We start from the raw sequence: 25,376 nt of genomic DNA on the forward strand, positions 1-25,376 counted from the left end.
TCGGAGCCCATGCGCATCCTCCTCGTCGAAGACGACGCCAGCCTTGGCCGCACGATCCAGTCCTGGTTGCAGCTCGACGGCTATGCGGTCGACTGGCTGGACCACGGCGACCTGGCCGACGCCGCGCTGCGGACCCACGACTACCAGTGCCTGGTGCTCGACCGCGGCCTGCCGGGCGCGAGCGGCGACGCCATCCTGGCCGCCCTGCGTGCTCGCAGCGAGCCGTTGCCGGTGCTGCTGATCACCGCGCGCGATGCGCTGGCCGACCGCATCGAAGGACTGGACCTGGGCGCCGACGACTACCTGGTCAAGCCCTTCGATCTGGAAGAGCTGTCGGCCCGCATCCGCGCTGCGCTGCGCCGCGGTGCGGCGACGGTGGCGCCCGTGCTGCTGCGCCACGGCGCGGTGGCGCTGGACCCGGCCGCCAAGCGCGTGACGCTCGACGGCGTGCCGGTCCCGCTGACGGCGCGCGAATTCACCGTGCTGCAGACGCTGATGCGCCGCAGCGGCCAGGTGTTCAGCCGCGCGCAGCTGGAGGAGGCGCTCTACGGCTGGGGCGAGGAGGTTGAGAGCAACGCGATCGAGGTCCACATCTCCAACCTGCGCAAGAAGCTCGGCGCCCGGTTCATCACCACCGTGCGCAACCACGGCTACGGGCTGGCGCCGGCATGAGGAAGGCCGCCTATTCGCTGCGCCGCCGGCTGATCGCATCCATCCTTGGCGCCAGCGTGCTGGTGTGGGCGGTGAGCCTGGGCATCATCGTCTACGTCTCCTGGCACGAGACCAGCGACGTGTTCGACGATGCGCTCAAGGAGACGGCGCGGCTCACGCTGGTGCTGGGTGCGTCGCTGCAGCAGCCCCAGGCGCCCGGCGTGCTGGAGCGCGACGAGCACCGCGAGCCGGCCAAGCTGCGGCTGTACTACCAGATCGTCGGCGAGGGCGGTCGCATGCTGCGCCGTGCCAGCGACGCGCCGGCGCACCCCTTCTCGGCCGAGTTCGACAAGCGCAGCGCGTTCCGCAACGTTTGGGTCGATGGCCAGGCCTGGCGCGTGTACCTCGCGCGGGCCAGGGGCTACGACTTCCAGGTGCAGGTGGGCCAGCCCTGGTCCAAGCGCATGGACCTGCTCACCGAGGTGGCCGGGGCGCTGCTGTGGCCCGCGCTGGCGCTGCTGGCGCTGCTGGCCGCCTTCTGCTGGTGGATCATCCGCCGGCTGCTGCGGCCCATTGAGGCCACGGCGCAGCGCATCGGCGGCAAGTCCGCCGCCGATCTGGCGCCGGTGCCCACCGAAGGCGAGCCGCGCGAACTGCAGCCCATCGTGCAGTCGCTCAATCTGGTGCTCGACCGGCTTGCGCAGGCCCTGCAGGCTGAGCGCCGTTTCACCGCCGATGCCGCGCACGAACTGCGCACGCCGCTGGCGGCGCTGCGCATGCGCATCCAGCTCATGCAGCGCCAGCAGCAGCAAGGCAGCGCCGCGCCGGCCGCCGGCACGGTCACGCTGCAATCGCTGCGCGACGAGGTCGACCGCTGCACCGCCCTGGTCGAGGGCCTGCTGGCCCTGGCCCGGCTGGACCCGGAAAACCCGGCCACGCTGCCGCGCGAAACGGTGGACCTGCCGGCCCTGCTCGATGCGCTGGGCCGCGAAGCCGGCAAGGACGGGCGGGCCGACGTGCGCGTCGATGGCCGCGTGCCGAAGCTGCGCGCGCACCCCGAGCTGCTGCGCACGGCGCTGCGCACCGTCCTCGACAACGCGCTGCGCTACGGGCCGGCCGAAGGGCCGGTCGTGGTCGAGGCTCTGCCGCTTGCGGACGGCGGCTGCCGCATCGCCGTGCGCGACCGCGGCCCCGGCGTGCCGGCGGCCGACCGTGCGCGGCTGGGCGAGCGCTTCTTCCGCAGCCTGGGCAGCGGCCAGACCGGCAATGGCCTGGGCCTGTCGATCGTGGCGCGCATTGCGGTGCTGCACGGCGCCACGCTGTCGTTCGAGCCGGGGCTCGATGGGCTGGGGCTGGGCGTGGTCCTGGACTTCCCCGGCGGGTAGCGACACATCAGGAAGCCTTCAGGTTCGGCCGCTGCAATCGAGGCCATGCACACCGGCATCGGCCGGTGCATCGCTCCCTCCACACCATCGAAGGAACCTGCCATGAAGTTCTCCCTGATCGCCTGCGGCCTCGTCGTCGCACTGCTCGCCAGCCAGTCCCACGCCCAGCCGCCGGCCCCGGCCGCCGTGCCGGCGCCTGGCGTCTACACGGGGCCCAGCGCAGTGCCGCACCTCACGGTGCAGGAGCTGCGTGCGTCGGCCCATGACGACCAGATCGTCCGGCTGCAGGGCCGCATCCTGTCGTCGCAGGGCGGCAAGCACTACCTCTTCGGCGACGCCACCGGCCAGGTGCCGGTCGAGATCTCGCCCAAGCGCTTTCCGCCGGACGCGGCCATCGGTGCCGACCAGCGTGTCGAGATCGTCGGCGAGGTCGACAAGGACTTCCGCAAGCTCGAGGTGGAGGTGCAGAGCCTGCGGCGGCTGCCCTGAGCGGCCGAGGCCTCAGCCTCCGTGCTGCAGCAGCACCTTGGCGGCTTCGATGCGCAAGGCCAGTGGCGCGGCGCCGTCGTTCATCACCGATCGCAGAAAGCGGCGCGGGTCGTCGACGGTTCCGGGGGCTGGTGCGATGCGTGCGGCAGGGGGCGCCGGTGGCGCAGCGCCCTGTGCCAGGCGCTGCAGCGCCTCTGCGAATTCGGCCGGCTTGGTCACGCGCAACGCGCGCAGCAGCGCCGCCTGGCCTTCCTCGCTGGGCTCGATGTCGAGCCAGGGCGTGTCGGCGAATACGGCCGGCAGGTCCGATGCGATGAAGGCCGACCAGTGGTCCGTGCCGGCCTGCGGCGCCGGCACCGGCGCGGCATGCACCGCGCCATCGGCCGCGGGCCAGAGCCGCACGCGCCGCCTGTCCACCTGCGGCAGGTAGCGCGACCGCAGCGCCTCCAGGAAGACATGGGCCTGCGCGGCCGGCACCGGCTCGGCTAGCGAGAACCACAGCTGCAGCGCATCCGTGCCCGAGACGGCGATGCCGGGCGCCGGCAGGTGCAGCTCCGCCTGCACCTCCCGCCAGAGCGGGGCGAGCAGATCCCAGTCCGCCGGTCCGGCCAGCTCCAAGACCAGGGCGCGCACGCGTCCTGCGCGGTCGATCGGCGCGGCATCCGCAGCGCTGTCGGTGGACGGAACGAGGTAGAGGCGTCGCAGTTCGGACGACAGGGGAGTCATGGCGGGCAGGGTGAGGTGAAGAGGCCTTGGCGAGCCGGCACTCTACCTGCATCATGGCTCCGTCGTCGGCTCTCAGACCGTGTTCCGAGGAAAGCATCGTGACCCAGCACCTCTTCGCGCGATCCTGGCTGCGGGCCTGGCAGGGGCTGGCTGCCCGTGGCGATGGCCGCGCCGTGCAGTCGGCGCTGCTGGCGGCCTATGCGGAGCCGCACCGCCGCTACCACACGCAGCAGCATCTGGCGGAATGTCTCCAGGCGCTGGCGCATGCGGCGCTCGCCCAGGGCTTCGGCTGGGTCATGCTCTACGGCGGCATCGCCGCCTGGATCACGGCGGCGCTGAGCTGGGGGGTCTTCGGCCGCCGGCGCGCGGCAAGCACCTGCGCCAGCGGGGCCTGAGGCCGGCGCTCAGACTTCCTTGAGCAGCTGCTGCGCGATGCGCACGCTCAGGGCCGCGCCGGTCAGCGTCGGGTTCATGCACGAGGACGACGACATCACGCTGGTACCGGCGATGAACAGGTTCGGATGGTCGTGCGTGCGGCAGTCGCGGTCGACCACCGAGTCCTTCGGGTCGTCGCCCATGATGGTCGTGCCCATGATGTGCTGGCGGTCCTGGTGCGCGGTGTCCATCTTCAGGATGTCGGCGTTGAGCAGCCTGGCCATGCGCTGGAGGTCGGGCACGGCGAAGTCGCGGCCGGCGTTCCAGTAGTCGTTGACGCTGTAATAGATCTCGGGCACCGGGATGCCGATGGCGTCGACCTTCTTCTTGCTCGGCACGATCCGGTTCTGCGGCAGGGCCTCGGTCTCGAAGTCCACGGCCACGTTCAGCGAGCGGGCCGACTGGCGGCGGATCTCGGCATCGAGCTGGGTGCCGACCACGCCCTTGGCCAGCAGGCCCGAGGCGATCTGCGAGGTCGGAACCGTGTTGCGGAACTTGGTCTTGTAGCTGGGGATGTCCTTGCGGAAGGCGCCGTCGCGGTAGTTCAGGTAGACCAGCAGCTCGGTCGGGCCCTGGCCCGGCCACACGTCCTCGTTCATCATGATGTTCATGCTGATGCCGGTGTGGCCCATGAGGTTGCGGCCCACCTGGTCGGACGAGTTGGCGATGCCGTTCGGGTACTTCTCCGAGGTGGACATCAGCAGCAGCTTGGGGCTCTCGATGCCGTAGGCGGCCAGCACGAAGTGGCGTGCCGTCAGGCGGTGCGAGGTGCCGTCGGGCTTCTTGTAGTGCACCGCGGTGATCCTGCCGTCGTCGCCGGCCTCGATCCGGTAGACGACCGCGTTGTCGAGCAGCTTGGCACCCGCGCGCTCGGCCGCGTCGATGTGCATCGAGCCGTCGTACTTGGCGCCGATCGGGCAGACCGGGTTGCAGTTGTTGTTGCCGGCGCAGACCGGGCGGTTGCCATACGGGCGGCTCGCGCGGCCGTGCGGTTCGATCACCGGGTTGTAGCCGCCGGGCTTCAGCATCTCGGCCACGCGCTTCATGAAGTAGGGCTCGTTCAAGCCCTTCATCGGGAAGGGCTGCGAGCGCGGCGGGTGGGCCTCGCCGCCGTGGCCGCTTTCGTCCTGGCCATCGACGCCGGAGACGCCGAGCTCGGCCTCGGCCTCGCAGTAGTAGGACTCCAGCTCGTCGTAGCCGATGGGCCAGTCGCGGCCGCGGCCATAGAGGCTCTTGAGCTTGAAGTCGTTGGGGATCATGCGCCACAGCGCCGATCCGAAGTGCCAGGTCGTGCCGCCGACCACGCGCAGGTACTTGGCGGGGTACTTCACCGGGCCCACGTTCTGCAGGTAGTCGCCGTAGGTCGAGGAAATGTGCGGCGGGTTGGGGAAGGGCGAGCCCGAGCCCTGGGCCTTCATGTTGGCCAGCGAGAGCTTGACCGGCGCGTTGCGATAGGTCTCGACGATGTCGGCGCGCTTCACGCGCGGGCCGGCTTCGAGAATGATGACCGACTTGCCGGCCTTGGCCAGGCGGCTGCCGATGATGCCGCCCATGACGCCAGAGCCGATGACGATCAGGTCCGCGTCGTACTGTGTGCTGTTGCTGCTGGCCATCGTCAGGCGCCTTTCTTCTGATTGTTGGCGTCGGTGGATGCTGCGGGCACGCCCAGGGCCGCGGCAGCGGCGCTCAGCTGGGGCTTGTCGCCCCACGAGTCGGGACCGCCGCCGTACGACGGGATCACGACCGCGCCTTCGGTCGGGCGGTACATCAGCGCGTTGGCATAGCTGATGAGTTCCACGCCGTTGTCGTCGCCGACCACGCCGAGGTACCAGGCCGAGACGATCTGGGTGACGGTCTTGCGCAGGGCCGGGTCCAGGTCCGGCTGGGCGACCAGCTCGTCGATGCTGCCGGGCTTCGTCTCGGCCACATGGCGCTGCAGGGCCGCGGCGGCTTCGTCGAACGCCTTGTCGTGGCGGGCCAGAGCCGCCTGGTAGCGCGCGGCCAGGCCGGCTGTCAGCGACTTGCCGCCGGTGACGAATTCGGACAGGCGCAGGAAGTCTTCCGACGAGACGGCCGCGGCGAAGGCGTTGCGGGTGCCGAGCACGGCGGTGCCGCCGACGGCCAGGGCCGCGCCGGTGAGCGCGGCGCCGCCGATCAGCGTGCGGCGCGAGACGCCTGCGGGCACGGAGGTCGAGGGAGAGGGGGTGTCGTTCATGGTCTTCGGGCTCCGGGCCGGATCAGGCGGACTGCTTGCGGCGCCCGCGCAGCACGGCGAAGGCGATGACCGCCAGCACGACGACCACGAGGGCCGGCAGGATCAGCGGGCGCACCTGCGCGAGGAAGGGCGGCTTGCCGCCGGCGCGCAGCACGGCCACGTCCGACGCGCTGACCTTGGCGGTGGCCGGGTTGCCGTACTGGGTGAGCACGTAGTTGCTCACGTCGGCGATGTCCTGGTCGCTCAGGCGGTCGGTGAACGAGGCCGCATCGCCGAAGGCCGGCATGAAGCGGGCGTGGCCCTCCACCGTGCGGTCCACGCCGTGCAGGATGGTGGCGATCAGGTTGTCCGGCTGGCTGGCGCCGGTCGCGGTGTTGTGGAACAGCGAGGGGTATTCGCCGTTGCCCGTGCCGTTGGCGGTGGCCTGGTGACAGGCGGCGCAGCTGCCGCTGAAGATGCGCCAGCCGGCGTCCACGGTGCCCGTGGCGCCGCGCAGCGCTTCTTCGTTCTTCACGTCGGGTGTGCCATAGCTGTAGCGCGGCTGGGCCTCGGTGCCGCCCACGGCCGCGGTCTGCTTGAGGTAGACGGCGATGGACTTCAGGTCGGCGTCCGGCAGGTGCTGCAGGCTGTGCTCGATGGCCTCGGCCATGGGGCCGGCGGCCTGGGCCTTGCCCGCGACGCGGCCGGTTTGGAGGTACTGCACCAGCTCGGCTTCGCTCCAGCCGCCGATGCCGTTGGTGGCATCGGACGTGATGTTGGGCGCATACCAAGTGCCAAGCGAGCCGCCGGCCAGGAACCGGCTGTCGTCCTCGGCCATCAGCGCGTTGCGCGGCGTGTGGCAGGTGGCGCAGTGGGCCAAGCCGTTGACCAGGTAGGCGCCGTGGTTCCACTCGGGCGTCTTGCCCGCGTCCGGCACGAAGCGCTGGTCCTTCAGGTACAGCGCGTTCCACACCGCCATCGAGACGCGGATGTTGAACGGGAAGGGTTCCTGCACGAAGTCATTGCCACACCGCAGGCTGTGTGGCATGTGCGCACACGAGCGCGTGCCGCGCGTCTGCCTTGCCATCGATCAATGCGTTATGGGGTATATGTCTCCAACACCGTCGAGGCCACGGGCAGGAAGCAGCTCATCATCGCCGGCGTGGTCACCAAGGTCTGCGTGGCCTTCCCGGCGCTCTCGGCCATTGAGGGAGGCTTCGACGTGTGCGTCATCACCGATGCGTTTGGCACCTTCGACCCCATGACCCGCGACGCCGCATGGAACCGCATGACCCGGGCCGGCGTGCAGCTCCCGGACTACCGCAGCCTCATCACCACGCACAACCTGCTGGCGCAGGGTCGCTGAGCGCCCAGGACAGGGCGGAGTTCAGCCGAACAGCCCGTCCTCGTCCAGCAGATCGAACGCGATCTGCGGCACCCGCTCCATGCGCCTGCGGATGGCGGAGGGAATGGCCTGCCGGGTCTTCTTGCACAGGCCCGGCTGCTCCAGCACCAGGATTACGATGCCGCGCAGGCTGCGGACCTCGTTCGGGCTGGCGGTGATGCGCAGGTGGATGCCCAGCTGGTCGGCCATGCGGGCCTCGATGCGGCGCAGGTCGGCGAGGCTGGCAAGGTTCTCCAGCCGCTCCACCAGCCGCAGTTCCTCGGCGCGCGTCAGGCGCAGCACCCGCAGGTCGCCGTGCGGCGCGGCCAGCAGCGCCTCGCGTTCGCAAACGCAGGCGCCGGGCGGGCATTCGGTGCGGATGGGGAAGGAAGGCAGGTTCATGGACGCGGCAGGTACGCCGAGTGTCGCACCAGGCACCTGCCGGCCGCAGGGCGCCGCAACGCGGCGCTCAATCTGCCCAAGGCTGGGCGACGGCGGGGGTCACACGCCCCAGACCACGTCCTTGCGCTCGGCTGCGCTGCGCTGCAGCATGTCGATCAGCGGCGTGACGCGCTGGCGCAGCGTGATGCTGTCCTCGGCATGCGCATGGTGGCTGGAGCCGTCGGCATTCTCGCCCGCCAGGTGGTGGTGCGCCTCGTCGCGGGCCACTGCGGCACGCAGGGCGGCGATGGCGCCGGGAATCTGGTCGACGGTGACCACGCCCTGGGGCGTGTGGTCCTTGCCGATGATCCGCAGCAGCTGGTCGGCGCTGGAATCGAGCAAGAGAACGTCGTTGGTGGCGCGGGAAGTGAACTTGAACATGGTGTTGTGTCTTTCTTTCTTCGTTGCTGTGCAAATTCGGGAGAACGGAACTCAACAGTACGCCGCCGCCGCAGTCTCGCAAGTAGGAGGGCTGCCTCTGTCGCCGCACGCCAAGTAGGACAGCGTCGCCGGCCGAAAAGTTCTGGCTTTGCCATTCGTTTACACAGGCGCAGGCCGCGCGCTTCGCCGGCGAAAGCGGGGTGCTAAGCTGACCCGCCTGCTATTGCCTCCACGCTGCCGTGACCGCCTCCACCACCGTTTCCGCCCCGGTTCCCATCCGCTGCTCCTGGGCCGGCAGCGATCCGCAGATGCAGCACTACCACGACACCGAATGGGGTGTGCCCGAGCACGACAGCCGCGCGCTGTGGGAGAAGCTGATGCTCGACGGCTTCCAGGCCGGGCTGTCGTGGCAGACCATCCTGCGCAAGCGAGACGCCTTCCGCGCTGCGTTCGCCGGCTTCGACCCGGTGAAGGTCGCGGCCTTCGGCCCGGCCGATGTGGAGCGGTTGATGGGCAATGCCGGCATCGTTCGCGCCCGCGCCAAGATCGAGGCGACCATCGGCAACGCGCGCGCCTACCTCGCGATGCAGCAGCGCGGCGAGGATTTCGCCGCCTTCGTCTGGAGCTTCGTGGACGGCGCACCCATCGTGAACCGCCGGGCCTCGGCGAAGGACGTGCCGGCCGAGACACCGCAGTCGCAGGCGCTGTCGAAGGCGCTCAAGGCGCGGGGCTTCAAGTTCGTCGGGCCGGTCATCGTCTATGCCTGGATGCAGGCCTGCGGGCTGGTGGACGACCACCTGCACGGCTGCATCACTCAGCCGAACCATTGAGGGGTATATCGTCAGTGTCGGCATAGACCAACGGCTTCGATGGTGGTGTCCGGGAAGTATGTGTATGCCACGCAACCCCTCTGTTCACGCGAGCTGCTTTCTGAAAAGCTGGCGGCACGAACGCGAAGGAGGTGTGCCATGGCCTGCCAACCTGGTTCTTCCGCCACCACCGAATTCCTCGTCGCCGAGGCCTGCGCCCGGCTGATCGCGAAGCGACAGCGACAACCCCCGGGCGGCTCCGCCGCTCTTCCCTGCTCTCGCATCGCTGCGCGATGCGGGAAGAAGGGGTGAGGGACTGCGGCTTCACGCCGGCGCGCCCACGCCGGCGCGCCGGGGCGGCCCTTGCGCGGCGTCCGCTGACACCGGATCGCACCGGCTTTTCTTAGGCTGGGGTTGAATCTCAGGAGTCACCATGACCATGATCGACCTGCCTTCCTCCGTCGCGCTGATCGGCGCGCCCACCGACGCCGGCGCCGGCCGGCGCGGCGCCTCGATGGGGCCGGACGCTCTGCGCGTGGCCGGCCTCGGGCCGGCGCCGGCCGGCTGGGCCTGGACGTGCATGACCGGGGCAACCTGGCCAGCCCGCACCACCATCCCGGCAGCCCGCCGCAGGACGGTCTGCGCAACCTGCCCGAGTGCATCGCCTGGAGCCGGCTGGTGCACGACGCCGTCGGCGCCGCGCTGCACGACGGCCACCTGCCGGTGCTGCTGGGCGGCGACCACCACCCGGCCAACGGATCGATCAGCGCCGTGGCGGGCCACCGCCGCCGGCAGGGCCGCCGGCTGCGCATCCTGTGGCTCGACGCCCATGCCGACTGCAACACCCAGGCCACCACGACCACCGGCAACGTGCACGGCACGCCGGTGGCCAGCCTGCTGGGCCTGGGGTCGGCCGAACTCGCGCGCCTGTCGGGCGAGCGTCCGGCGATCCAGCCGCAGCAGCTCTGCCAGATCGGCCTGCGCAGCGTGGACGCGGCCGAGAAGCTGCTGCTGGCCGAGCGCGGCATGGAGGTCTACGACATGCGCGCCATCGACGAGCTAGGCATGCGCGCCGTGATGGGCCGGGCCCTGCAGGAGGTCGGCCCCGGCGTGCACCTGCACCTGAGCTTCGACATCGACTTCCTCGACCCCGACATCGCGCCCGGCACCGGCACCACGGTGCGCGGCGGCCCGGGCTACCGCGAGGCCCAGCTCTGCATGGAGATAATCGCCGACACCGGCGCACTGGCCTCGCTCGACATCATGGAGCTGAACCCGGCGCTCGACATCCGCAACCAGACCGCCTAGCTGGCGGTGGATCTGGTCGAGAGCCTGTTCGGCAAGCGCACCCTGGTGCGCCGCGTCGCCGCGCCCGGCGCCGGTGTCTGAGCCGCGTCAGTCCAGCTTGATGTTGCGTTCCCGGATCGCCTTGCCCCAGCGGGCGAGTTCGGTGTCCAGGTGCCTGGCTAGCTGCTGCGGCGTGGTACCGATGGGCTCGGCGCCGATGCCCTCGAAGCGCTTGACCGTCTCCGGCTCCTTCATCGCGGCCAGCAGCGCGGCGCTGATCTTGTTCACGATGGCCGGCGGCGTGCCGGCCGGCCGGCGCGAACACCGCGAACCACGGCGAAGCCTCGTAGCCCGGCACGCCGGCCTCGGCGATGGTGGGCACGTCGGGCAGCGTGGCCGAGCGCCTGGCACTGGTCACGCCGAGCGCGCGCAGCTTGCCCGACTGGATGTGCGGGCGCCCCGAGGTGATGCTGTCGAACATCAGGTCGACCTGGCCGCCGAGTATGTCGGTGATGGCCGGACCGCTGCCCTTGTACGGCACGTGCAGCAGGTTGATGCCGGCGCTGGAGGCGAACACCTCGCCGGCCAGGTGGATCGAGGTGCCGTTGCCGGCCGACGCATAGGTCAGCTTGCCGGGCTCGCGTTTGGCATGGGCGATCACGTCCTTGACCGACTTGTCGGGGTTGGCGGCGGCGTTGACCACCAGCACGTTGGGCACCACGGCCAGCAGGCTGATCGGGGCGAAGTCCTTGACCGGGTCGTAGCTCAGCCTGCCATAGAGCCACTTGTTGGTGGCCATGCCGATCGAGGTGATCATGATCGTGTAGCCGTCGGCCGGCGACTTGGCCACGTAGTCCGCGCCGATGTTGCCGCCAGCGCCGGGCCGGTTCTCGATCACGAAGGGCTGGCCCAGCGTGCGCGCGGCGCGATCGCCCAGCGTGGGGGCGATCACGTCCATCGCGCCGCCCGGCGGGAAGGGCGCCACCCACTTGATCGGCTTGTTGGGCCAGCGGGCGGCGGCGTCCTGCGCGAAGGCGGCAGGTGCGAAGGCGGTGCGGCGGCGAGGGCGAGAAGGGTTCTCTTGGTCGTCATGCGGTCGGGTCGGATCGGGTCGGAAAGGGAAAAAGGGGGCGCTCAGGCCTTGCGCTCCTGCACGATGGACGACGGGCGGTCGGCCAGCGGCGTCACCTTGATCTCCATGTACGGGAACAGCGGCAGCTGCGACAGCAGCGTGTCCAGGGGGTCGTGCGACTTCACGTCGAACACGCTGTAGTTGGCGTATTCGCCGACCACGCGCCACAGGTGGCGCCAGCGGCCGTCACGTTGGAGCGATTGCGAATAGGCCTTCTCGCGGGCCTTGATCTCGTCGGCCTGCGCGGCCGGAAGGTCGTGGAGAATGCGCACGTCCATGCGAACGAGGTACAGCATGTGGTCTTGCTCCTGCAAAAAAGTGGATCAGTGTGTGGTGGTGCCGCCGCGGCCCAGGTCGACGTGCACCGGCTGCAGCCCGGCGCGGGTGCGGTCGAAGCGCTCCAGGCGTTCGGGCAGCACCTCCACGCCGAAGCCTGGGCCGTCGGGCAGCTGCAGCGCGAAGTCGCGCACGGCCATCGGCTCGGCCACGATATCGTCCGCCAGCAGTTGCGGGCCGAACAGCTCGCAGTTGTGGTGCGTGCCGTCCAGCGTGGCGAACACATGGGCCGAGGCGGCGCTGCCGAGCGAGGTCTCCAGCATGGTGCCGCCGTACCAGCCGATGTCGGCCGCCTGGGCAATCGCCGCGACCGCGCGGGTGCGCAGCAGGCCGCCGTGCTTGGCGACCTTCAGCGAGAACACATGGCTCGCGTTGCGGCGCGCCAGCAGCAGCGCGTCCTGTGGCGTGCAGACGGTCTCGTCAGCCATCACCAGCGCGCGGTGCGGCGCGGCGGCGGTGACCTGGTGCAGGGCCTCGACGTTCCACTTCGCCACGGGCTGCTCGAACAGCGTCACGCCCACGTCCACCAGCTCCGGGATCCAGCGGCGCGCGGTGTTGCCGTCCCAGGCCTCGTTGATGTCCACGGTGAGGCTGGCGCGGCCGTCGAGCCCGCGGGCGATGCGGCTCACGTGGGCCACGTCGTCGGCCGCACTGCGCGCGCCGATCTTGAGCTTGAAGATGCGGTGGCGCCCGGCGGCCATCATGCGCTCGGCCTCCTCCATGTCGCGGGTGGAGTCGCCGCTCGCCAGCGTCCAGGCCAGCGGTAGGCTCGCGTGCAGCTTGCCGCCCAGCAGCTGCCAGGCCGGCAGGCCGCGGCTGCGGGCCGCGGCGTCGATCGCGGCCATCTCGACCGCGCTCTTGGCGAAGGCGTTGCCCTTGCAGACGGCGTCCATGCGCTGCAGCAGCGCCTCGAAGCGGGCGGCGTCCTGGCCGGTGACAGCCGGCGCCAGGTAGCTCCGGACCGCGTGCAGGATGGATTCGGGCGACTCCTCGTTCCACGAGGGGCCGCCGATGGTCGCGGCCTCGCCGAAGCCGGTGGCGCCGTCGGAAAGCCACAGCTGCACGACCACCGGGCTTTGCCGGCTGATGGCGCCGAACGAGAACTTGTGCGGCCGGATCGTCGGGATGTCGAGAATGCGGGCCTCGATGCGTTCGATGCGCACCGCGGGAGTGGAAGCCATGGAAGCTGCGGGAGTCTGGGAAAAGCCGCGACGATAGGCGCAACCCGCCATGTGAATCCAATGGTAAATATCGGACCGATCGTTCGATATCATCGAATGGAATGATCGACTAGGGAAACCCTTGGAAATCCGCCAGCTCCGCTACTTCCTGAGCGTCGCCGAGACCGAGCACCTCACGCAGTCGGCCGATGCGCTCTACGTCACCCAGTCCACGCTGTCGCACGGGCTGCGACAGCTCGAAGCCGAGCTCGGCGTGGCGCTGTTCGACCGCGTGGGCCGCGGCCTGCGGCTGTCGCAGGCCGGCACGGTGTTCCGCGCGCATGCGGCCCGCGCCCTGCAGGAGCTGGAGGCCGGCCGCATGGCGCTGGCCGACCTGGCGGGCCTGCAGTCGGGCGTGCTGACGGTGGGCGTGATACCGACCTTCCTCATGCACTTCGTGCCGGACGCGGTGGCCTCGTTCAATGCCGCCTATCCGAACGTGCGCGTCACCGTGCGCGACCTGCGCGCCGGCGAGATCGAGGAGCTGCTGATCGCCGGCCGGCTCGACCTGGGCGTTGTCTTCCATCCGTCGGCGCGCGAGGAGATCGAGGCCGAGCCGCTGTTCGAGGAGCGGCTGCAGCTCGTGGTGCATGAGAGCCATCCGCTGGCCGGCCGCCGCTCCCTGCGCCTGGCCGCGCTGGCCGACGTGCCGCTCGCGCTGCTGCCGCCGAGCTTCGCCACCCGCCGCATGATCGACGCGGCCTTCGCCGAGGCCGGCGTGCGGCCGCAGGTGCGGGTGGAGATGGAATCGGTCGGTGCCCTGCTGCATGCCTGCCGCCAGGGTGCGCTGGCCACGATCGCGGCCGAGCATGCGGCTGCGCAGGCCGGCAGCGATATGCGCGCCATCGCGCTGACCGCGCCGGCCACTGTGCGCCGCGCCGGCGTTCTGTGGCGCCGGGGAGCGTCGCGCAGCGCGGCCGCGCGGGAGTTCGCGGCGCGGCTCGGACCGTCGATCGAGCGGCTGGAAAGGGGGGTATAGGCCCATAGCGCACCATATCTGCCAGCCACCGGCTAGATACCCTGGGAGTATGCCGATGGCGCGGCCGATGGGTCACCGTACACGCCGTGCGCGGCGCTGCGCAGCGCCTCCACCATGCGCTCGGCCGCCGGCGACAGCAGCCGGTCGGTGCGCGTGATGATGCCGAAGTCGTCCATGTGGCAGGGCAGCTCCAGCGGCAGCGCGGCCAGCATGCCGTGCGATGCGTAGTAGCGCGCCACCTCCACCGTCAGCACGGCCAGCATGTCGCCGTGCTCCAGCATGCGGGTGAGGAAGAGCAGGGCGGAGGTCTCGACCACGTCGGTCGGCGGCGCCAGGCTCGCGCGCTGGAACATCAGCTCGAAGCGATGCCGCAGCACGCTGCCCGCGGGCGGCACGATCCACGGCGCGCCGGCCACGGCGGCTAGGTCCAGGTCCGCCCGCGCGGCCAGCAGCGGATGGTCCGGGCGCACCACGGCGCAGACTGGCTCGAAGGCCAATGGCTCATAGCGCAGCCGCAGCTTGTCGTGCTCGGCGAACAGGCGGCCGACCACGAGGTCCAGCTTGTCCTGCGCCAGCCGCTCCAGCAGCGCGTTGCTGTTCTCGATCTCCAGCGCCACGCGCAGACCCGGCTGCGCGCGCTTGAGCGCGGCCACCGCCTCGGGCAGCAGGCCGACGGCCGGCGAGGTGATCGCGCCCACCGCCACCTGGCCCAGCGCGCCGCTGCGCAGGGCCTGCACCTCCTCACGCGCCTGGGCCAGACTGCCGACGACGAAGCGCGCATGGCGGATCAGCGCCTGCCCGTAGGCGGTCGGCCGCACGCCACGCGGCAGGCGCTCGAACAGGGGCACGTCGAGCATCTGCTCCAGCTCGCGCAGCATCTTCGACGCGGCCGGCTGGGTCACCGACAGCACCTCGGCCGCGCGGTGGATGTTGCCTTCCTCATCGAGCGCGACCAGCAGCAGCAGGTGGCGCATCTTCAGGCGCGAGCGCAGGTACCAGGGCTCGGAAGAAACCGGCGAAGGGCTGTCCATGGGGTTTTCCTGAATGCTCAAAACGATATCGAAAACGGCCGAGTTTTCATTGGAAGGATAACAAAGCGATATCTACACTCCGCCGCCAGCACTCCCCTCCAAGCGACCACGATGACGACGACACCGAAACGCAAGCTGCGGTCCACCGAATGGTTCGGCACCGCCGACAAGAACGGTTTCATGTACCGCAGCTGGATGAAGAACCAGGGCATCCCGGACCACGAATTCGACGGCCGCCCGGTCATCGGCATCTGCAACACCTGGTCGGAGCTGACGCCCTGCAACGCCCACTTCCGCAAGATCGCCGAGCACGTCAAGCGCGGCGTCTACGAGGCCGGCGGCTTTCCGGTGGAGTTCCCGGTGTTCTCCAACGGCGAGTCCAACCTGCGCCCCACGGCCATGCTGACCCGCAACCTCGCGGCGATGGATGTGGAAGAGGCCATCCGCGGCAACCCGATCGACGCGGTCGTGCTGCTGGCCGGCTGCGACAAGACCACGCCGGCGCTGCTGATGGGCGCGGCCAGCTGCGACGTGCCGGCCATCGTCGTCTCCGGCGGGCCGATGTTGAACGGCAAGCTCGACGGCAGGAACATCGGCTCCGGCACCGCCGTGTGGCAGCTGCACGAATCGCTCAAGGCCGGCGAGATCAACCTGCACCAGTTCCTCTCGGCCGAAGCCGGCATGTCGCGCTCGGCCGGCACCTGCAACACCATGGGCACCGCATCGACCATGGCCTGCATGGCCGAGGCGCTGGGCACCACGCTGCCGCACAACGCGGCCATCCCGGCGGTGGACGCACGCCGCTACGTGCTGGCCCATATGTCGGGCCGGCGCATCGTGCAGATGGCGCACGAGGACCTGCGCCTGTCGAAGATCCTGACCCGCGAGGCGTTCGAGAACGCCATCCGCGCCAACGCGGCCATCGGCGGCTCGACCAATGCGGTCATCCACCTGAAGGCCATCGCCGGGCGCATCGGCGTGCCGCTGGCGCTGGAGGACTGGACCCGCATCGGCCGCGACACGCCGACCATCGTCGACCTGATGCCCTCGGGCCGCTTCCTGATGGAGGAGTTCTACTACGCCGGCGGCCTGCCCGCCGTGCTGCGCCGCCTGGGCGAGGCCGGCCTGCTGCCGCATCCCGAGGCGCTCACCGTCAATGGTGCGAGCCTCTGGAGCAACGTGCAGGACGCGCCCATCACCGACGACGAGGTGGTGCGCCCGCTGTCCAACCCGCTGATCGCCGACGGCGGCATCCGCGTGCTGCGCGGCAACCTCGCGCCGCGCGGCGCGGTGTTGAAGCCCTCGGCCGCCACGCCCGCGCTGTTGAAGCACCGCGGCCGCGCCGTGGTGTTCGAGAACCTGGAGCACTACAAGGAGCGCATCGTCGACGAATCGCTCGACGTGGATGCCAGCTCGGTGCTGGTGCTCAAGAACTGCGGCCCGCGCGGCTACCCGGGCATGGCCGAGGTCGGCAACATGGGCCTGCCGCCCAAGCTGCTGCGCGCCGGCGTGAAGGACATGGTGCGCATCTCCGACGCCCGCATGAGCGGCACCGCCTACGGCACCGTCGTGCTGCACGTGGCGCCCGAGGCCGCGGCCGGCGGTCCGCTGGCCGCCGTGCGCGACGGCGACTGGATCGAGCTGGACTGCGACGCCGGCACGCTGCGCCTGGACATTCCCGACGAGGAACTGGCGCGCCGCATCGCCGACGTGCAGCCCCTGGCCGCGCCGGCCGACGGCGGCTGGCGCAAGCTGTACGTGAACCACGTGCTGCAGGCCGACGAGGGCTGCGACCTCGACTTCCTCGTCGGCTGCCGCGGGCACGCGGTACCGCGCCACTCCCACTGAGCTCACCACAACACAGGAGACGACACGCCATGAGCAGCATTTCCACGCCGGCGGCCCGGCCCGCGCCGGCCGCCACCCCGAACGAAGAGACCCGCATCATCGGCCTGCTGGTGCGCAAGCTGATCCCGTTCCTCGCGCTGATCTACATCGTGGCCTACATCGACCGCTCGGTCGTCGGCTTCGCCAAGCTGCACATGAACGCGGCCGCGGGCATCAGCGACGCGGCCTACGGGCTGGGCGCGGGGCTGTTCTTCGTCGGCTACTTCCTCTGCGAGGTGCCGAGCAACCTGGCGCTGGAGCGCTTCGGCGCACGGCGCTGGTTCGCCCGCATCCTGTTCACCTGGGGCGTCATCACGATGGCGATGGCGCTGATCTCCAACGCCACGCACTTCTACGTCGCGCGCTTCCTGCTCGGCGCGGCCGAGGCCGGGCTCTATCCGGGCATCCTGTACTTCCTGACCAAGTGGTTCCCGCTGCGGCACCGCGCGCGCATCATCGGCCTGCTGGTGCTGGCCCAGCCGGCCGCGCTCATCATCACCGGCCCGATCGCCGGCTGGCTGCTGTCCACCGGCGGCCTGTTCGGCCTGTCGAACTGGCAGACGCTCTTCGTCGTGGCCGGCCTGCCCGCCGTGCTGCTGACCCTGCCCACGCTGCGCATCCTGCCCGAGACGCCGGCGCGCGCGCCCTGGTTCCCGCCGGCCGACCGCGCCTGGCTGGAGCGCGAACTCGCCGCCGACGCCGCCGCCTACGGCCTGAAGGAACCCGTGCACGGCAACCCGCTGCGCGCCCTGGCCGACCGGCGCGTGCTGCTGCTGGCGCTGCTGTTCCTGCCGTTCCCGCTGGCCATCTACGGCCTGTCGCTGTGGCTGTCGACCATCATCAAGCAGTTCGGCGTGGGCGACGCCACCGTCGGCCTGCTCTCGGCCATCCCGTACCTGTTCGCCGTCGCCGGCCTGCTGCTGGTGCCGCGCAGCTCCGACCGGCACGGCGAGCGCCACATGCACATCGTCGTCGTCTCGGCCGCCGCCGCGCTCACGCTGGCGCTCAGCGCCTGGGTCCGGTCGCCGGTGCTGCAGCTGCTGTTCATCAGCCTGTCGGCCTTCTCGATCTATCCGATCCAGGCCGTGGTGTGGGCGCTGCCCGGTGAATTCCTCACCGGCGCCAGCGCGGCCGTGGGCATCGCCACCATCAACTCGCTGGCCAACCTGGGCGGCTACCTCGGCCCCTACGGCATCGGCCTGATCAAGGAGGCCACGGGCAGCCTGGCCGCCGGCCTGTACTTCCTGGCCGCCGTGCTGCTGTTCGCCGTGGTGATGGCCTACGTGGTGCGCGCCGCGCTGCCGGCCGCGCCGCGCGCCGCGGCCGCCCGCTGATTCCTTTCCCGTTTTCCTTCCCGATCCATGTCCCCAGCAGCCCCGCGCACGCCGCGCTACCGCGGCCTCTTCCCGGTCGTTCCGACCACCTTCACCGAGACCGGCGCGCTCGACCTGGAGAGCCAGAAGCGCGCGGTCGATTTCATGATCGACGCCGGCTCCGACGGCCTGTGCATCCTGGCCAACTTCTCCGAGCAGTTCCTGCTGGCCGACGACGAGCGCGAGGTGCTGACCCGCACGGTGCTGGAGCACGTGGCCGGCCGCGTGCCGGTGATCGTGACCACGACGCATTTCAGCACCGATGTCTGCATCGCCCGCAGCCTGCGCGCACAGGGCCAGGGCGCGGCCATGGCGATGGTGATGCCGCCCTACCACGGCGCCACGTTCCGCGTGCCCGAGGCGGCGGTGGAGGACTTCTTCCGCCGCCTGTCGGATGCGCTGGCGATCCCGATCATGGTGCAGGACGCGCCGGCCGCCGGCACGCCGCTGTCCGCGCCGTTCCTCGCCCGCCTGGCACGCGAGCTGGAGCAGGTGGCGTACTTCAAGATCGAGGTGCCGGGCGCGGCCAACAAGCTGCGCGAGCTGATCCGCCTGGGCGGCGACGCCATCGAAGGCCCGTGGGACGGCGAGGAGGCCATCACCCTGCTGGCCGACCTGGCGGCCGGCGCCACCGGCGCCATGACCGGCGGCGGCTTTCCCGACGGCATCCGCACCATCCTCGACGCGCACGCGGCGGGCGACGCGGACGCGACCTTCGCGGCCTACCAGCGCTGGCTGCCGCTCATCAACCACGAGAACCGACAGGCCGGCTTCCTCGCGGCCAAGGCGCTGATGAAGGAGGGCGGCATCATTGCCTGCGAGGCGCCGCGCCATCCCTGGCCCGCGATCCACCCGGCCACGCGGGCCGAGCTGGTCGACATCGCGCGCCGGCTCGACGCGCTGGCCCTGCGCTGGGCACAATGACGGGGGTATGAGGCTGTAGCTCTTTCGATTCGCGTGCTACAGGCCCGTAGGGCAGGGGGTATTTCACTGGCGCGCGAGGGCGCTGTTCAGCGCCCCGGCTGCCGCCGCGCCCGCAGCAGCGCGGCGATGCAAACGGCCGGTGGCCCGACCAGCGCGCACCACGCTGCAACGTGCCAGCCGCCGGTGCCCAGCAGGGCGCACAGCAGGCCCAGGGCGGTGAGCACCGCCAGCGCGACAGGCATGCGCCAGGTCGGCCAGAAGGCCGCCCGGCCGCTCGTGTGGCTGCGCGGCATCACATATCCGCCCAGCGGCGCAGGAGGTTGTGGTACACGCCGGTCAGCCGGATCAGCGAGCGCCGGTCGGCGCCGGTCTGCGTCAGCTGCTGGATCGCCACGTCCATGTCCAGCAGCAGCGTGCGCTGGCTGTCCTCGCGCACGAGGCTCTCGATCCAGAAGAAGGAGGCCAGCCGCACGCCGCGCGTGACCGGGTTGACCTTGTGCATGCTGGTGCCCGGGTACAGCAGCAGGTGGCCCGCGGCCAGCTTGGCGCTGCGCGGGCCGTAGGTGTCCTCGACCACGAGTTCGCCGCCGTCGTAGGTGTCGGGCTCGCTGAGGAAGAGCGTGGCCGAGAGGTCGGTGCGCACGCGCTGGCCGCGCGAGCGCACGATGCGCACCGCGTTGTCGATGTGGTAGTCGAACGCCTCGCCGCCCTCATAGCGGTTGAACAGCGGCGGAAAGATGGTCTTGGGCAGCCCGGCGGCGACGAAGACGGCGTTGTGCGTCAGCCGCTCGACGATGCGCTCGCCCAGCTCCCGCGCCAGCGGATGGTCCTCGGGCAGCTGGCGGTTGCGCTTGTCGGGCGCCGACTGGGCGCCGGCCGTGGCCTTGCCGTCCACCCAGGGCGCGGCGTCGAGCCGGCGCGCCATCCCGGCCGCCTCGGCCGCGGTGAAGACTTCGGGAATCTCGATCAGCATGGCGCTATTCTCCCGCGCCGCCGCGCCACCCACAGGTAGACGCCGCTGCCGAGCACCACGATCGCCAGCAGGTCCAGGACGGCCCAGAGGACCTTCATCGGCAGGCCGCCGTAGTCGCCGAAATGCAGCGGCCGCGAGACTTCGAGCGCCCACAGGTACCACGGCGGGGCACCGACGTCGACCAGCCGGCCGTCGCGCGCGTCCACCAGAACCGGATGCAGCAGCTGCGAGGTCAGCGGCGAATCGCCGCGCAGGTAGACGGCATAGTGCACCGGTGTGGCGAACATCGAGCCCGGGAACGCGACGAAGGAGACCTCCTGGTGCGCGAGGAACGCCGTGGCCGCCGTCACCGCCCGCTGCAGTTCCTGCGGCTGCCGCACGCGCGCGGCCGCGGCGTACTCGCTGCGCAGCTGCGCGGCCACGTGCCGCTGCCACGCGCCGAAGACGACGGTGTCCAGCGTGTTGACCGCGCCGGTGAGGCCCACCACCGCCATCCATGCCAGCGCCGCGATGCCGATCAGGTTGTGCAGGTCCAGCCAGACCACGCGCGGCGAACGGTCGGCGCGCACGGTGCCGAAGGCCAGCTTGCGCATGAAGGGTCCGTACAGCACCGCGCCGGACACCAGCGAGGCCAGGAACAGCAGGCCCATCGCGCCGAGGAACAGCTGGCCGCCCTGGCCGAGCAGCAGGTTGGTGTGCAGCATGAGCAGCACCGACAGGACGCCGCCGTTGCGCCAGTCCTTCTCGCTCCAGGTTTCGCCGAGGATGCGGTACGTCGTGCCGTCGATGAGCACGAAGGGCTTCTGCTGCTGCCCGGGCGGCCCGGGGCGCCGGGCCAGCCCGACGCGGAAGCGGCCCGGCGTCTCCAGCCAGACGACGAACTGGACCGGCCGGTCGGGATAGGCCTCGCGCACCACCTGCACGACGCGGTCCATGTCCGGCGCGGCCGCCGGCCCGGCCGGCGGCGCGGCGGCCGGGCCATCGTCGAGCCAGCCGTCGATCTCGTCGTGGAAGACCAGCGGCAGGCCGGTGAGGCACAGCAGCAGCAGAAAGAGCGTGCAGGCCAGGCTCGTCCACTCGTGGACGGACCGCCATCGCGCGACCGTGCGCGAACGCATCGCCGGCCTCAGTAGCGCAGCACGGCGGTCAGTGCCGCCGAGCGGCCGGGGCCGGGCACACCCATGAAGTAGTGCACCTTGGTGTAGTAGAGCTTGTCGAACAGGTTCTGGATGTTCAGGCGCAGGCTGAGCTTCTCGTTGACCTTCCACTCGGCCTGCGCGTCGAACCGCCAGTAGGCCGGAGCGAAGCCGTCCCGGTCGCAGGCCGTGCCGTAGCGCTTGTCCACGAAGTACGCCCCGCCGCCGGCCGACCAGCCGCCGCCGAGGCGGTAGGTGCTCCAGAGGCTGAAGGAATGGCGCGGCGTGTCGGCCAAGGGCTTGCCCACGTTGCTGTCGTTGTAGGCGCCTCGCGTGATCTCGCTGTCGAGGTAGGTGTAGCCGGCGAACACCTTCCATGCCGGCACGATGGCGCCCGCGGCGCCCCGCTCGAAGCCGCGCACGCGGCTGCGTCCCACCTGCTCGGACGTGGTCGCGTCGACCTGCACCGTCGCGTTCTTGCGGTCGGTGGTGAAGACCGCGCCGGTGAGGGACAGCTTCTCGTCGAGCACGTCCCACTTGGTCCCGATCTCGTAGGTGACGCTGCGCTCCGGCTCGAGCGCGCGGTTGCTCGCGCTGACCTTGTCGTAGTCGCTGGTGCCGAGCGCGGCCGGCGTCGATGCGCTGGCGACGCTGGCGTAGATGCTCGCGTTGCGCGCGGGCTTGTAGATCACGCCGGCCTGGTAGTTGAGGAAGTCGTCGCTCTGCTGCGCGATCGGCCCCGTCAGGTTTGCGCTGCGCGTGCGGTAGCTGTCCCAGCGCAGCCCGGCGTTGACCAGCCACTGCTCGGTGAGCTTCATGGTGTCGAAGACGTAGGCGGCCTTCGTCTCGGTGCGGTAGAAGGTGGGATTGTTGTTGCGCGCGACCGTCCCGCTCCAGGCGTCATAGGGATTCGGGCTGGAGAGGCTGGTGCAGTCGTACGATGCGAAGAGCGAGGGATAGGCCGCGCACTGCGGCTCGGAGCCGGACTGGACCGCGGCGCTCGCATTGCTGCTGCTCACCGTCCAGCCGTCCACGGTCCAGCGCTCGCGGCTGAATTCCAGGCCCGCGTCGATGCTGTGGTTCACCGCGCCGGTGCGGAACTCGCCGGAGACGTCGGTCTGGTTGGCCTGCGTGTCGGTGCGGGTCCACTGCGACTTGGCCTGGCGGAACACCGTGCCCTGGAGCGTTCCTGCCAGGTTGACCTCCGCGTACAGCGGCGATGCGCCGTTGGGCGCGGTGGCGAGGTAGCTGTTGATCGAGCGGCCGCTGCGCGTCATGTTGCGCACGGTCCAGCCCGCGCCCAGGTCGTGCTCGATGGCCAGCGTGCCGATGTCGGTGCGCGTGCTGCGGAAGTCCCGGTCCTTCAGGCCGTAGAACGCATGGCGGTCGGCCTGCCGGCTCGGCGCGCCGGTCGTGGGGTCGATCGGGATGCCGTAGTCGGGCATGCCCCGGTCTTCCAGGTGGTAGTAGTTGAGCGTGACCCGCGTGGGCGTGCCCAGGCCCAGCGCCAGCGAGGGCGCGAAGCCGAACTTGTTGTAGTCCACCGTGCGGTCGCGGCCGGCCACATGGCCCTTGTCACCCAGCACGTTGAGCCGCAGCGCGGCGGTGGGCGAGAGCGCCCAGTTGCCGTCGAGCGTGGCGCGCCCGCTGCTGGACGAGGCGGCCGTCAGCTCGCCGACGGCGAAGTTCTCGCGGCGCGGCTGCTTGCTCACCATGTTGATGCTTCCGCCGCCGCCGCCGCGCCCGTAGTAGGCCGAATCGGGCCCCTTGAACACCTCGATCTGTTCGAGGTTGAAGACTTCGCGCGTCTGCGCCCCGATGTCGCGCATGCCGTCGACCAGCATGTTGGACGTCGAGTTGAAGCCCCGGATGACCGGGCGGTCGGCCAGCGGCACGCCGCCCTCGCCGGCTGCGAAGGTGATGCCCGACGTGGTGCGCAGCACGTCCTGCAGCGAGGTCGAGCCGGTGTCCTCAATGACCTGCCGCGGCACGACCGACACGGTGCGCGGCGTGTCGCGCAGCTCGGCCGTGAATTTGGGCGAGGCGGCGGCCACCGGCTGGTAGCTCTCCTGCGGCGCCGCGGCCACCACCGTGACCGGCGCCAGCGTGGGCGCGTCCGCGCCCGGGGCGGCGGCGCTGCGCCCGGCCGCAGGCCGCGACGCGACGGAAAGCTCGCCGCGCGGCCCGGCCACCAGGACCAGGTCCGTTCCCGCGAGCGCCCGCTGTATCGCCTGCTCGGCCGTGAAGCGGCCGCGCACCGCGCCGGCCGTGCGGCCCCGCGTCAGCCCGGGCAGGACCGTCAGGCTGCGGCCGGAAGCCGCAGCGATCGCATTGAGCACTTCGCCCAGGGGGCCGGCTGCGACGTCGTAGTCCTGGAACGCGGCGGTCTGCGCGAAGGCCGGCGCGAGCGTCGAGACGGCGAGGACCGAGGCGATGCAGGAAGAGGCGAGGGGAAATCTGCTGGACATGGTGGAAAGGAAAAAAGAGGTGCTTTCCTTCCCAGTGCCGCGCCGCCGCCGCCGCCCCGCCGGACCGGACAGAATTTTACGTATATTTACATTTCGGCCGTGTCGATGGTCACGAGCCAGCTGCCGTAGCTGCGCACCGCGATCGGCAGCGTGCGGGCGATGACCTCCAGCGTGTGCAGCGGCTCGCCGAGCGGCCAGACGCCCTGGATGCGCAGGGCGGCGGCGCGGCCGGAGACGCGGATCCAGCCGGCGTGGTAGGCGCGCAGCTGCTCGACGACCTCGCCCAGCGGCTCGTCGAGCGCCTCGACCATGCCGCGGCGCCAGGCCGCCGCCGCGCGCACCTGGCCCGGCTCCATCGCGGCCGGTGCGCGGCCGTCGTCGATGTGCCGGCCGTCGCCGGCATGGAGCGGCCACCGGCAACCATGCGCCTGCAGCGCCAGTGCACCGTGGAGGCAGGCGACGGTGGCGCGGCCGGACTGCCGCGCGGCCAGGAGGGTGGCGGTCTGCCCTGGCGCGACCTCCGCAGTGCACGCTCCCAGGCGCAGCCGCAGCGCGGCGTCGCCGGCGGCCACCTCCGCGCACAGGCGGCCCCGTTCGAGCCACAGCGCGCGCCGTGCCGGGCCGACGGCGAGGTCCACGGCCGAGCGGGCGTCGAGTTCGATCCGCGAGCCGTCCGGCAGCGCGACGGTGCGGCGCTCGCCCACGGCCGTGGCGGCGTCGGCGAGCCCGCCCTGATGCTGGCCCTCGTGGCACAGGGCGATGGCCAGCGAGGCGGCCGCGATGCCACCGCCCGCGACGCCGAGCAGCATGTCGCGCCGGCGCGGGGCGCGGGCGCCGAGCACGGCCCGCACCGCATCGGCCTGCGAGGCATGGCGGCGCACGACGGACTGCAGTGCGCCGAGTTCCTGCGCCAGGCTCGCCTCCACGGCCAGCCAGGCCTGCTCGTGGGCGGGCGCCTCCTGGCGCCACCGCAGCAGCTGGGCATGGTCCTGCGGTGTGGCCTGGCCCGACATGAGCCGCACCTTCCAGCGCACGGCGCGCTGGAGCAGCGCCTGCGGCGCGGTCACCGGCCCGCTCCGCAGGCGCGTTCGGCCACGCAACGCAGCAGCGCGCGCTCCACGTAGCGGCCCACGGTCCGCACCGACACGCCCAGGCGCCGCGCGATCTCGCCGTGCTCCATGCCGTCCACGGCGCTGAAGAGGAAAGCCAGGCGCACGGCCGCCGGCAGGTCCTGCATCCAGCGGTCCAGCGCCTGCAGCGTCTGGATCACGACCAGCCGCTCCTCCGCGGACGGCCCGGCCTGCGGCGCGTGGTGCCGCAGATGCTCCAGATAGGCCTCCTCGAGGTCGCGGCGCCGCAGCAGCCGCCACACGAGCCGCTTGGCGACGACGGTCAGAAAGGCTTCGGGCTCGCGGATGCTGCCCGGATCGGGGTGCCGGACCACCTGCACGAAGGTTTCGGCCGCGATGTCCCCGGCATCCGCCCGGCTGGACAGCTTCCTGCGTACGCGGGCGAGCAGCCAGGGGTGGTAGTCGGTGAAGAGTTGCGCGATGGTGCGCTCTGCCGTGGGCAGGCGGTCCATGGTGAGCCAGCGGTCTATGGAATGAGAGCTTTTCTCATCATAGCATCTGGAGACGCGGATGCCGTGCCGATGGTCGGCGCGCCCGGCCGAAGCGCAGGCCGTTCAGGCGTCGGGGCACCTTCGTCCGCGCCGGTGCCACAGGCGCAGTGCGGG

At 71.0% G+C, this 25,376-nt stretch carries 25 protein-coding genes and 2 pseudogenes; 11 read left to right on the forward strand and 16 right to left on the reverse strand.

The window, feature by feature from the left end; all coding sequences use genetic code 11:
- Positions 1 to 9: 9 nt before the first annotated feature.
- The 3 genes from GAK38_RS01085 to GAK38_RS01095 all read left to right on the forward strand — a co-directional run bounded on the left by GAK38_RS01085 (position 10) and on the right by GAK38_RS01095 (position 2,525).
- A complete protein-coding gene (locus GAK38_RS01085) occupies positions 10 to 672 on the forward strand; it encodes a response regulator transcription factor (protein ID WP_325340647.1) in 663 nt (220 codons plus the stop codon).
- Complete coding sequence (locus GAK38_RS01090) at positions 669 to 2,036, forward strand: ATP-binding protein (protein WP_325340648.1); 1,368 nt, start codon at positions 669 to 671, stop codon at positions 2,034 to 2,036. Before GAK38_RS01085 ends, GAK38_RS01090 begins: the two co-directional genes overlap by 4 nt.
- A 102-nt stretch (positions 2,037 to 2,138) precedes the next feature.
- Positions 2,139 to 2,525: a YgiW/YdeI family stress tolerance OB fold protein gene (locus GAK38_RS01095; RefSeq protein ID WP_325340650.1), complete on the forward strand. Its 387-nt coding sequence runs from the start codon at positions 2,139 to 2,141 to the stop codon at positions 2,523 to 2,525.
- Positions 2,526 to 2,537: 12 nt separating this feature from the next.
- Here the strand turns inward: GAK38_RS01095 and GAK38_RS01100 are convergent, their stop codons facing one another.
- Positions 2,538 to 3,251 (reverse strand): hypothetical protein, encoded by a 714-nt coding sequence (locus GAK38_RS01100; protein ID WP_325340651.1) that lies wholly within the window; start codon positions 3,249 to 3,251, stop codon positions 2,538 to 2,540.
- 98 nt (positions 3,252 to 3,349) lie between these two features.
- On the opposite strand from GAK38_RS01100, the gene GAK38_RS01105 reads away from it, so the two are divergent.
- The gene (locus GAK38_RS01105; RefSeq protein ID WP_325340652.1) at positions 3,350 to 3,646 is read left to right on the forward strand and encodes a hypothetical protein; all 297 of its coding nucleotides are present in this window, start codon (positions 3,350 to 3,352) and stop codon (positions 3,644 to 3,646) included.
- Positions 3,647 to 3,655: 9 nt separating this feature from the next.
- On the opposite strand, the gene GAK38_RS01110 is transcribed toward GAK38_RS01105, so the two are convergent.
- Genes GAK38_RS01110 through GAK38_RS01120 form a run of 3 tightly spaced genes read right to left on the reverse strand, consistent with a single transcriptional unit; the run spans position 3,656 to position 6,895 of the window.
- Positions 3,656 to 5,299, reverse strand: a complete 1,644-nt coding sequence (locus tag GAK38_RS01110; protein WP_325340654.1) for a GMC family oxidoreductase — start codon at positions 5,297 to 5,299, stop codon at positions 3,656 to 3,658.
- 2 nt (positions 5,300 to 5,301) lie between these two features.
- Complete coding sequence (locus GAK38_RS01115; RefSeq protein WP_325340656.1) at positions 5,302 to 5,901, reverse strand: sugar dehydrogenase complex small subunit; 600 nt, start codon at positions 5,899 to 5,901, stop codon at positions 5,302 to 5,304.
- Positions 5,902 to 5,923: 22 nt separating this feature from the next.
- Entirely contained in the window at positions 5,924 to 6,895 is a 972-nt protein-coding gene (locus GAK38_RS01120) for a c-type cytochrome (RefSeq protein WP_325340658.1), read from the reverse strand.
- A 78-nt stretch (positions 6,896 to 6,973) separates the two neighbouring features.
- Here GAK38_RS01120 and GAK38_RS01125 point away from each other — a divergent pair, with 78 nt between their 5' ends.
- Positions 6,974 to 7,246, forward strand: a complete 273-nt coding sequence (locus GAK38_RS01125; RefSeq protein ID WP_325340660.1) for an isochorismatase family protein — start codon at positions 6,974 to 6,976, stop codon at positions 7,244 to 7,246.
- A gap of 21 nt (positions 7,247 to 7,267) precedes the next feature.
- Here GAK38_RS01125 and GAK38_RS01130 read toward each other — a convergent pair whose 3' ends face one another.
- Entirely contained in the window at positions 7,268 to 7,666 is a 399-nt protein-coding gene (locus GAK38_RS01130; RefSeq protein ID WP_325340662.1) for a hypothetical protein, read from the reverse strand.
- 99 nt (positions 7,667 to 7,765) lie between these two features.
- Complete coding sequence (locus tag GAK38_RS01135) at positions 7,766 to 8,086, reverse strand: DUF1840 domain-containing protein (protein ID WP_325340663.1); 321 nt, start codon at positions 8,084 to 8,086, stop codon at positions 7,766 to 7,768.
- A 239-nt stretch (positions 8,087 to 8,325) separates the two neighbouring features.
- Between GAK38_RS01135 and GAK38_RS01140 the strand changes: the two genes are divergently transcribed.
- Together GAK38_RS01140 and rocF are read left to right on the forward strand one after the other, a co-directional pair.
- Entirely contained in the window at positions 8,326 to 8,916 is a 591-nt protein-coding gene (locus GAK38_RS01140; protein ID WP_325340665.1) for a DNA-3-methyladenine glycosylase I, read from the forward strand.
- A gap of 412 nt (positions 8,917 to 9,328) precedes the next feature.
- Positions 9,329 to 10,203: pseudogene (gene rocF / locus GAK38_RS01145) on the forward strand (arginase).
- 87 nt (positions 10,204 to 10,290) lie between these two features.
- Here the strand turns inward: rocF and GAK38_RS01150 are convergent.
- The 3 genes and pseudogenes from GAK38_RS01150 to GAK38_RS01160 form a co-directional block, all read right to left on the reverse strand.
- A pseudogene (locus GAK38_RS01150) lies at positions 10,291 to 11,274 on the reverse strand (tripartite tricarboxylate transporter substrate binding protein).
- Between the two features lie 42 nt (positions 11,275 to 11,316).
- Positions 11,317 to 11,610 (reverse strand): muconolactone Delta-isomerase, encoded by a 294-nt coding sequence (gene catC, locus GAK38_RS01155; RefSeq protein ID WP_325340667.1) that lies wholly within the window; start codon positions 11,608 to 11,610, stop codon positions 11,317 to 11,319.
- A 27-nt stretch (positions 11,611 to 11,637) separates the two neighbouring features.
- Positions 11,638 to 12,831, reverse strand: a complete 1,194-nt coding sequence (locus tag GAK38_RS01160) for a muconate/chloromuconate family cycloisomerase (RefSeq protein ID WP_325340669.1) — start codon at positions 12,829 to 12,831, stop codon at positions 11,638 to 11,640.
- Positions 12,832 to 12,952: 121 nt separating this feature from the next.
- Between GAK38_RS01160 and cynR the strand changes: the two genes are divergently transcribed.
- Positions 12,953 to 13,849: a transcriptional regulator CynR gene (gene cynR / locus GAK38_RS01165; RefSeq protein ID WP_325340671.1), complete on the forward strand. Its 897-nt coding sequence runs from the start codon at positions 12,953 to 12,955 to the stop codon at positions 13,847 to 13,849.
- Positions 13,850 to 13,881: 32 nt separating this feature from the next.
- On the opposite strand, the gene GAK38_RS01170 is transcribed toward cynR, so the two are convergent.
- A complete protein-coding gene (locus GAK38_RS01170) occupies positions 13,882 to 14,880 on the reverse strand; it encodes a LysR substrate-binding domain-containing protein (RefSeq protein ID WP_325340673.1) in 999 nt (332 codons plus the stop codon).
- Between the two features lie 111 nt (positions 14,881 to 14,991).
- Between GAK38_RS01170 and GAK38_RS01175 the strand changes: the two genes are divergently transcribed.
- The 3 genes from GAK38_RS01175 to GAK38_RS01185 are packed head-to-tail and all read left to right on the forward strand — an operon-like array spanning position 14,992 to position 19,064.
- Positions 14,992 to 16,728: an IlvD/Edd family dehydratase gene (locus GAK38_RS01175; protein WP_325340675.1), complete on the forward strand. Its 1,737-nt coding sequence runs from the start codon at positions 14,992 to 14,994 to the stop codon at positions 16,726 to 16,728.
- A gap of 29 nt (positions 16,729 to 16,757) precedes the next feature.
- Entirely contained in the window at positions 16,758 to 18,101 is a 1,344-nt protein-coding gene (locus tag GAK38_RS01180) for an MFS transporter (protein ID WP_325340677.1), read from the forward strand.
- A gap of 27 nt (positions 18,102 to 18,128) precedes the next feature.
- On the forward strand, positions 18,129 to 19,064 hold the full coding sequence (locus GAK38_RS01185; protein ID WP_325340679.1) for a dihydrodipicolinate synthase family protein: 936 nt from the start codon (positions 18,129 to 18,131) through the stop codon (positions 19,062 to 19,064).
- Positions 19,065 to 19,150: 86 nt separating this feature from the next.
- On the opposite strand, the gene GAK38_RS01190 is transcribed toward GAK38_RS01185, so the two are convergent.
- The 6 genes from GAK38_RS01190 to GAK38_RS01215 all read right to left on the reverse strand — a co-directional run bounded on the left by GAK38_RS01190 (position 19,151) and on the right by GAK38_RS01215 (position 25,223).
- On the reverse strand, positions 19,151 to 19,357 hold the full coding sequence (locus GAK38_RS01190; protein ID WP_325340681.1) for a hypothetical protein: 207 nt from the start codon (positions 19,355 to 19,357) through the stop codon (positions 19,151 to 19,153).
- Positions 19,357 to 20,037 (reverse strand): Fe2+-dependent dioxygenase, encoded by a 681-nt coding sequence (locus GAK38_RS01195; protein WP_325340683.1) that lies wholly within the window; start codon positions 20,035 to 20,037, stop codon positions 19,357 to 19,359. Before GAK38_RS01195 ends, GAK38_RS01190 begins: the two co-directional genes overlap by 1 nt.
- Positions 20,031 to 21,155 carry a PepSY-associated TM helix domain-containing protein gene (locus GAK38_RS01200; protein ID WP_325340685.1) on the reverse strand — a complete coding sequence of 375 codons (1,125 nt, stop codon included), beginning with the start codon at positions 21,153 to 21,155 and terminating at the stop codon, positions 20,031 to 20,033. Before GAK38_RS01200 ends, GAK38_RS01195 begins: the two co-directional genes overlap by 7 nt.
- An 8-nt stretch (positions 21,156 to 21,163) precedes the next feature.
- Entirely contained in the window at positions 21,164 to 23,641 is a 2,478-nt protein-coding gene (locus GAK38_RS01205; protein ID WP_325340687.1) for a TonB-dependent siderophore receptor, read from the reverse strand.
- A gap of 86 nt (positions 23,642 to 23,727) precedes the next feature.
- Positions 23,728 to 24,708, reverse strand: coding sequence for a FecR family protein (locus GAK38_RS01210; RefSeq protein ID WP_325340689.1), 981 nt, complete (start codon positions 24,706 to 24,708; stop codon positions 23,728 to 23,730).
- Complete coding sequence (locus tag GAK38_RS01215) at positions 24,705 to 25,223, reverse strand: sigma-70 family RNA polymerase sigma factor (RefSeq protein WP_325340691.1); 519 nt, start codon at positions 25,221 to 25,223, stop codon at positions 24,705 to 24,707. Before GAK38_RS01215 ends, GAK38_RS01210 begins: the two co-directional genes overlap by 4 nt.
- Positions 25,224 to 25,376 lie beyond the last annotated feature (153 nt).

This window comes from Xylophilus sp., assembly GCA_009914555.1.
Classification (GTDB): Bacteria; Pseudomonadota; Gammaproteobacteria; order Burkholderiales; family Burkholderiaceae_C; genus WNDY01.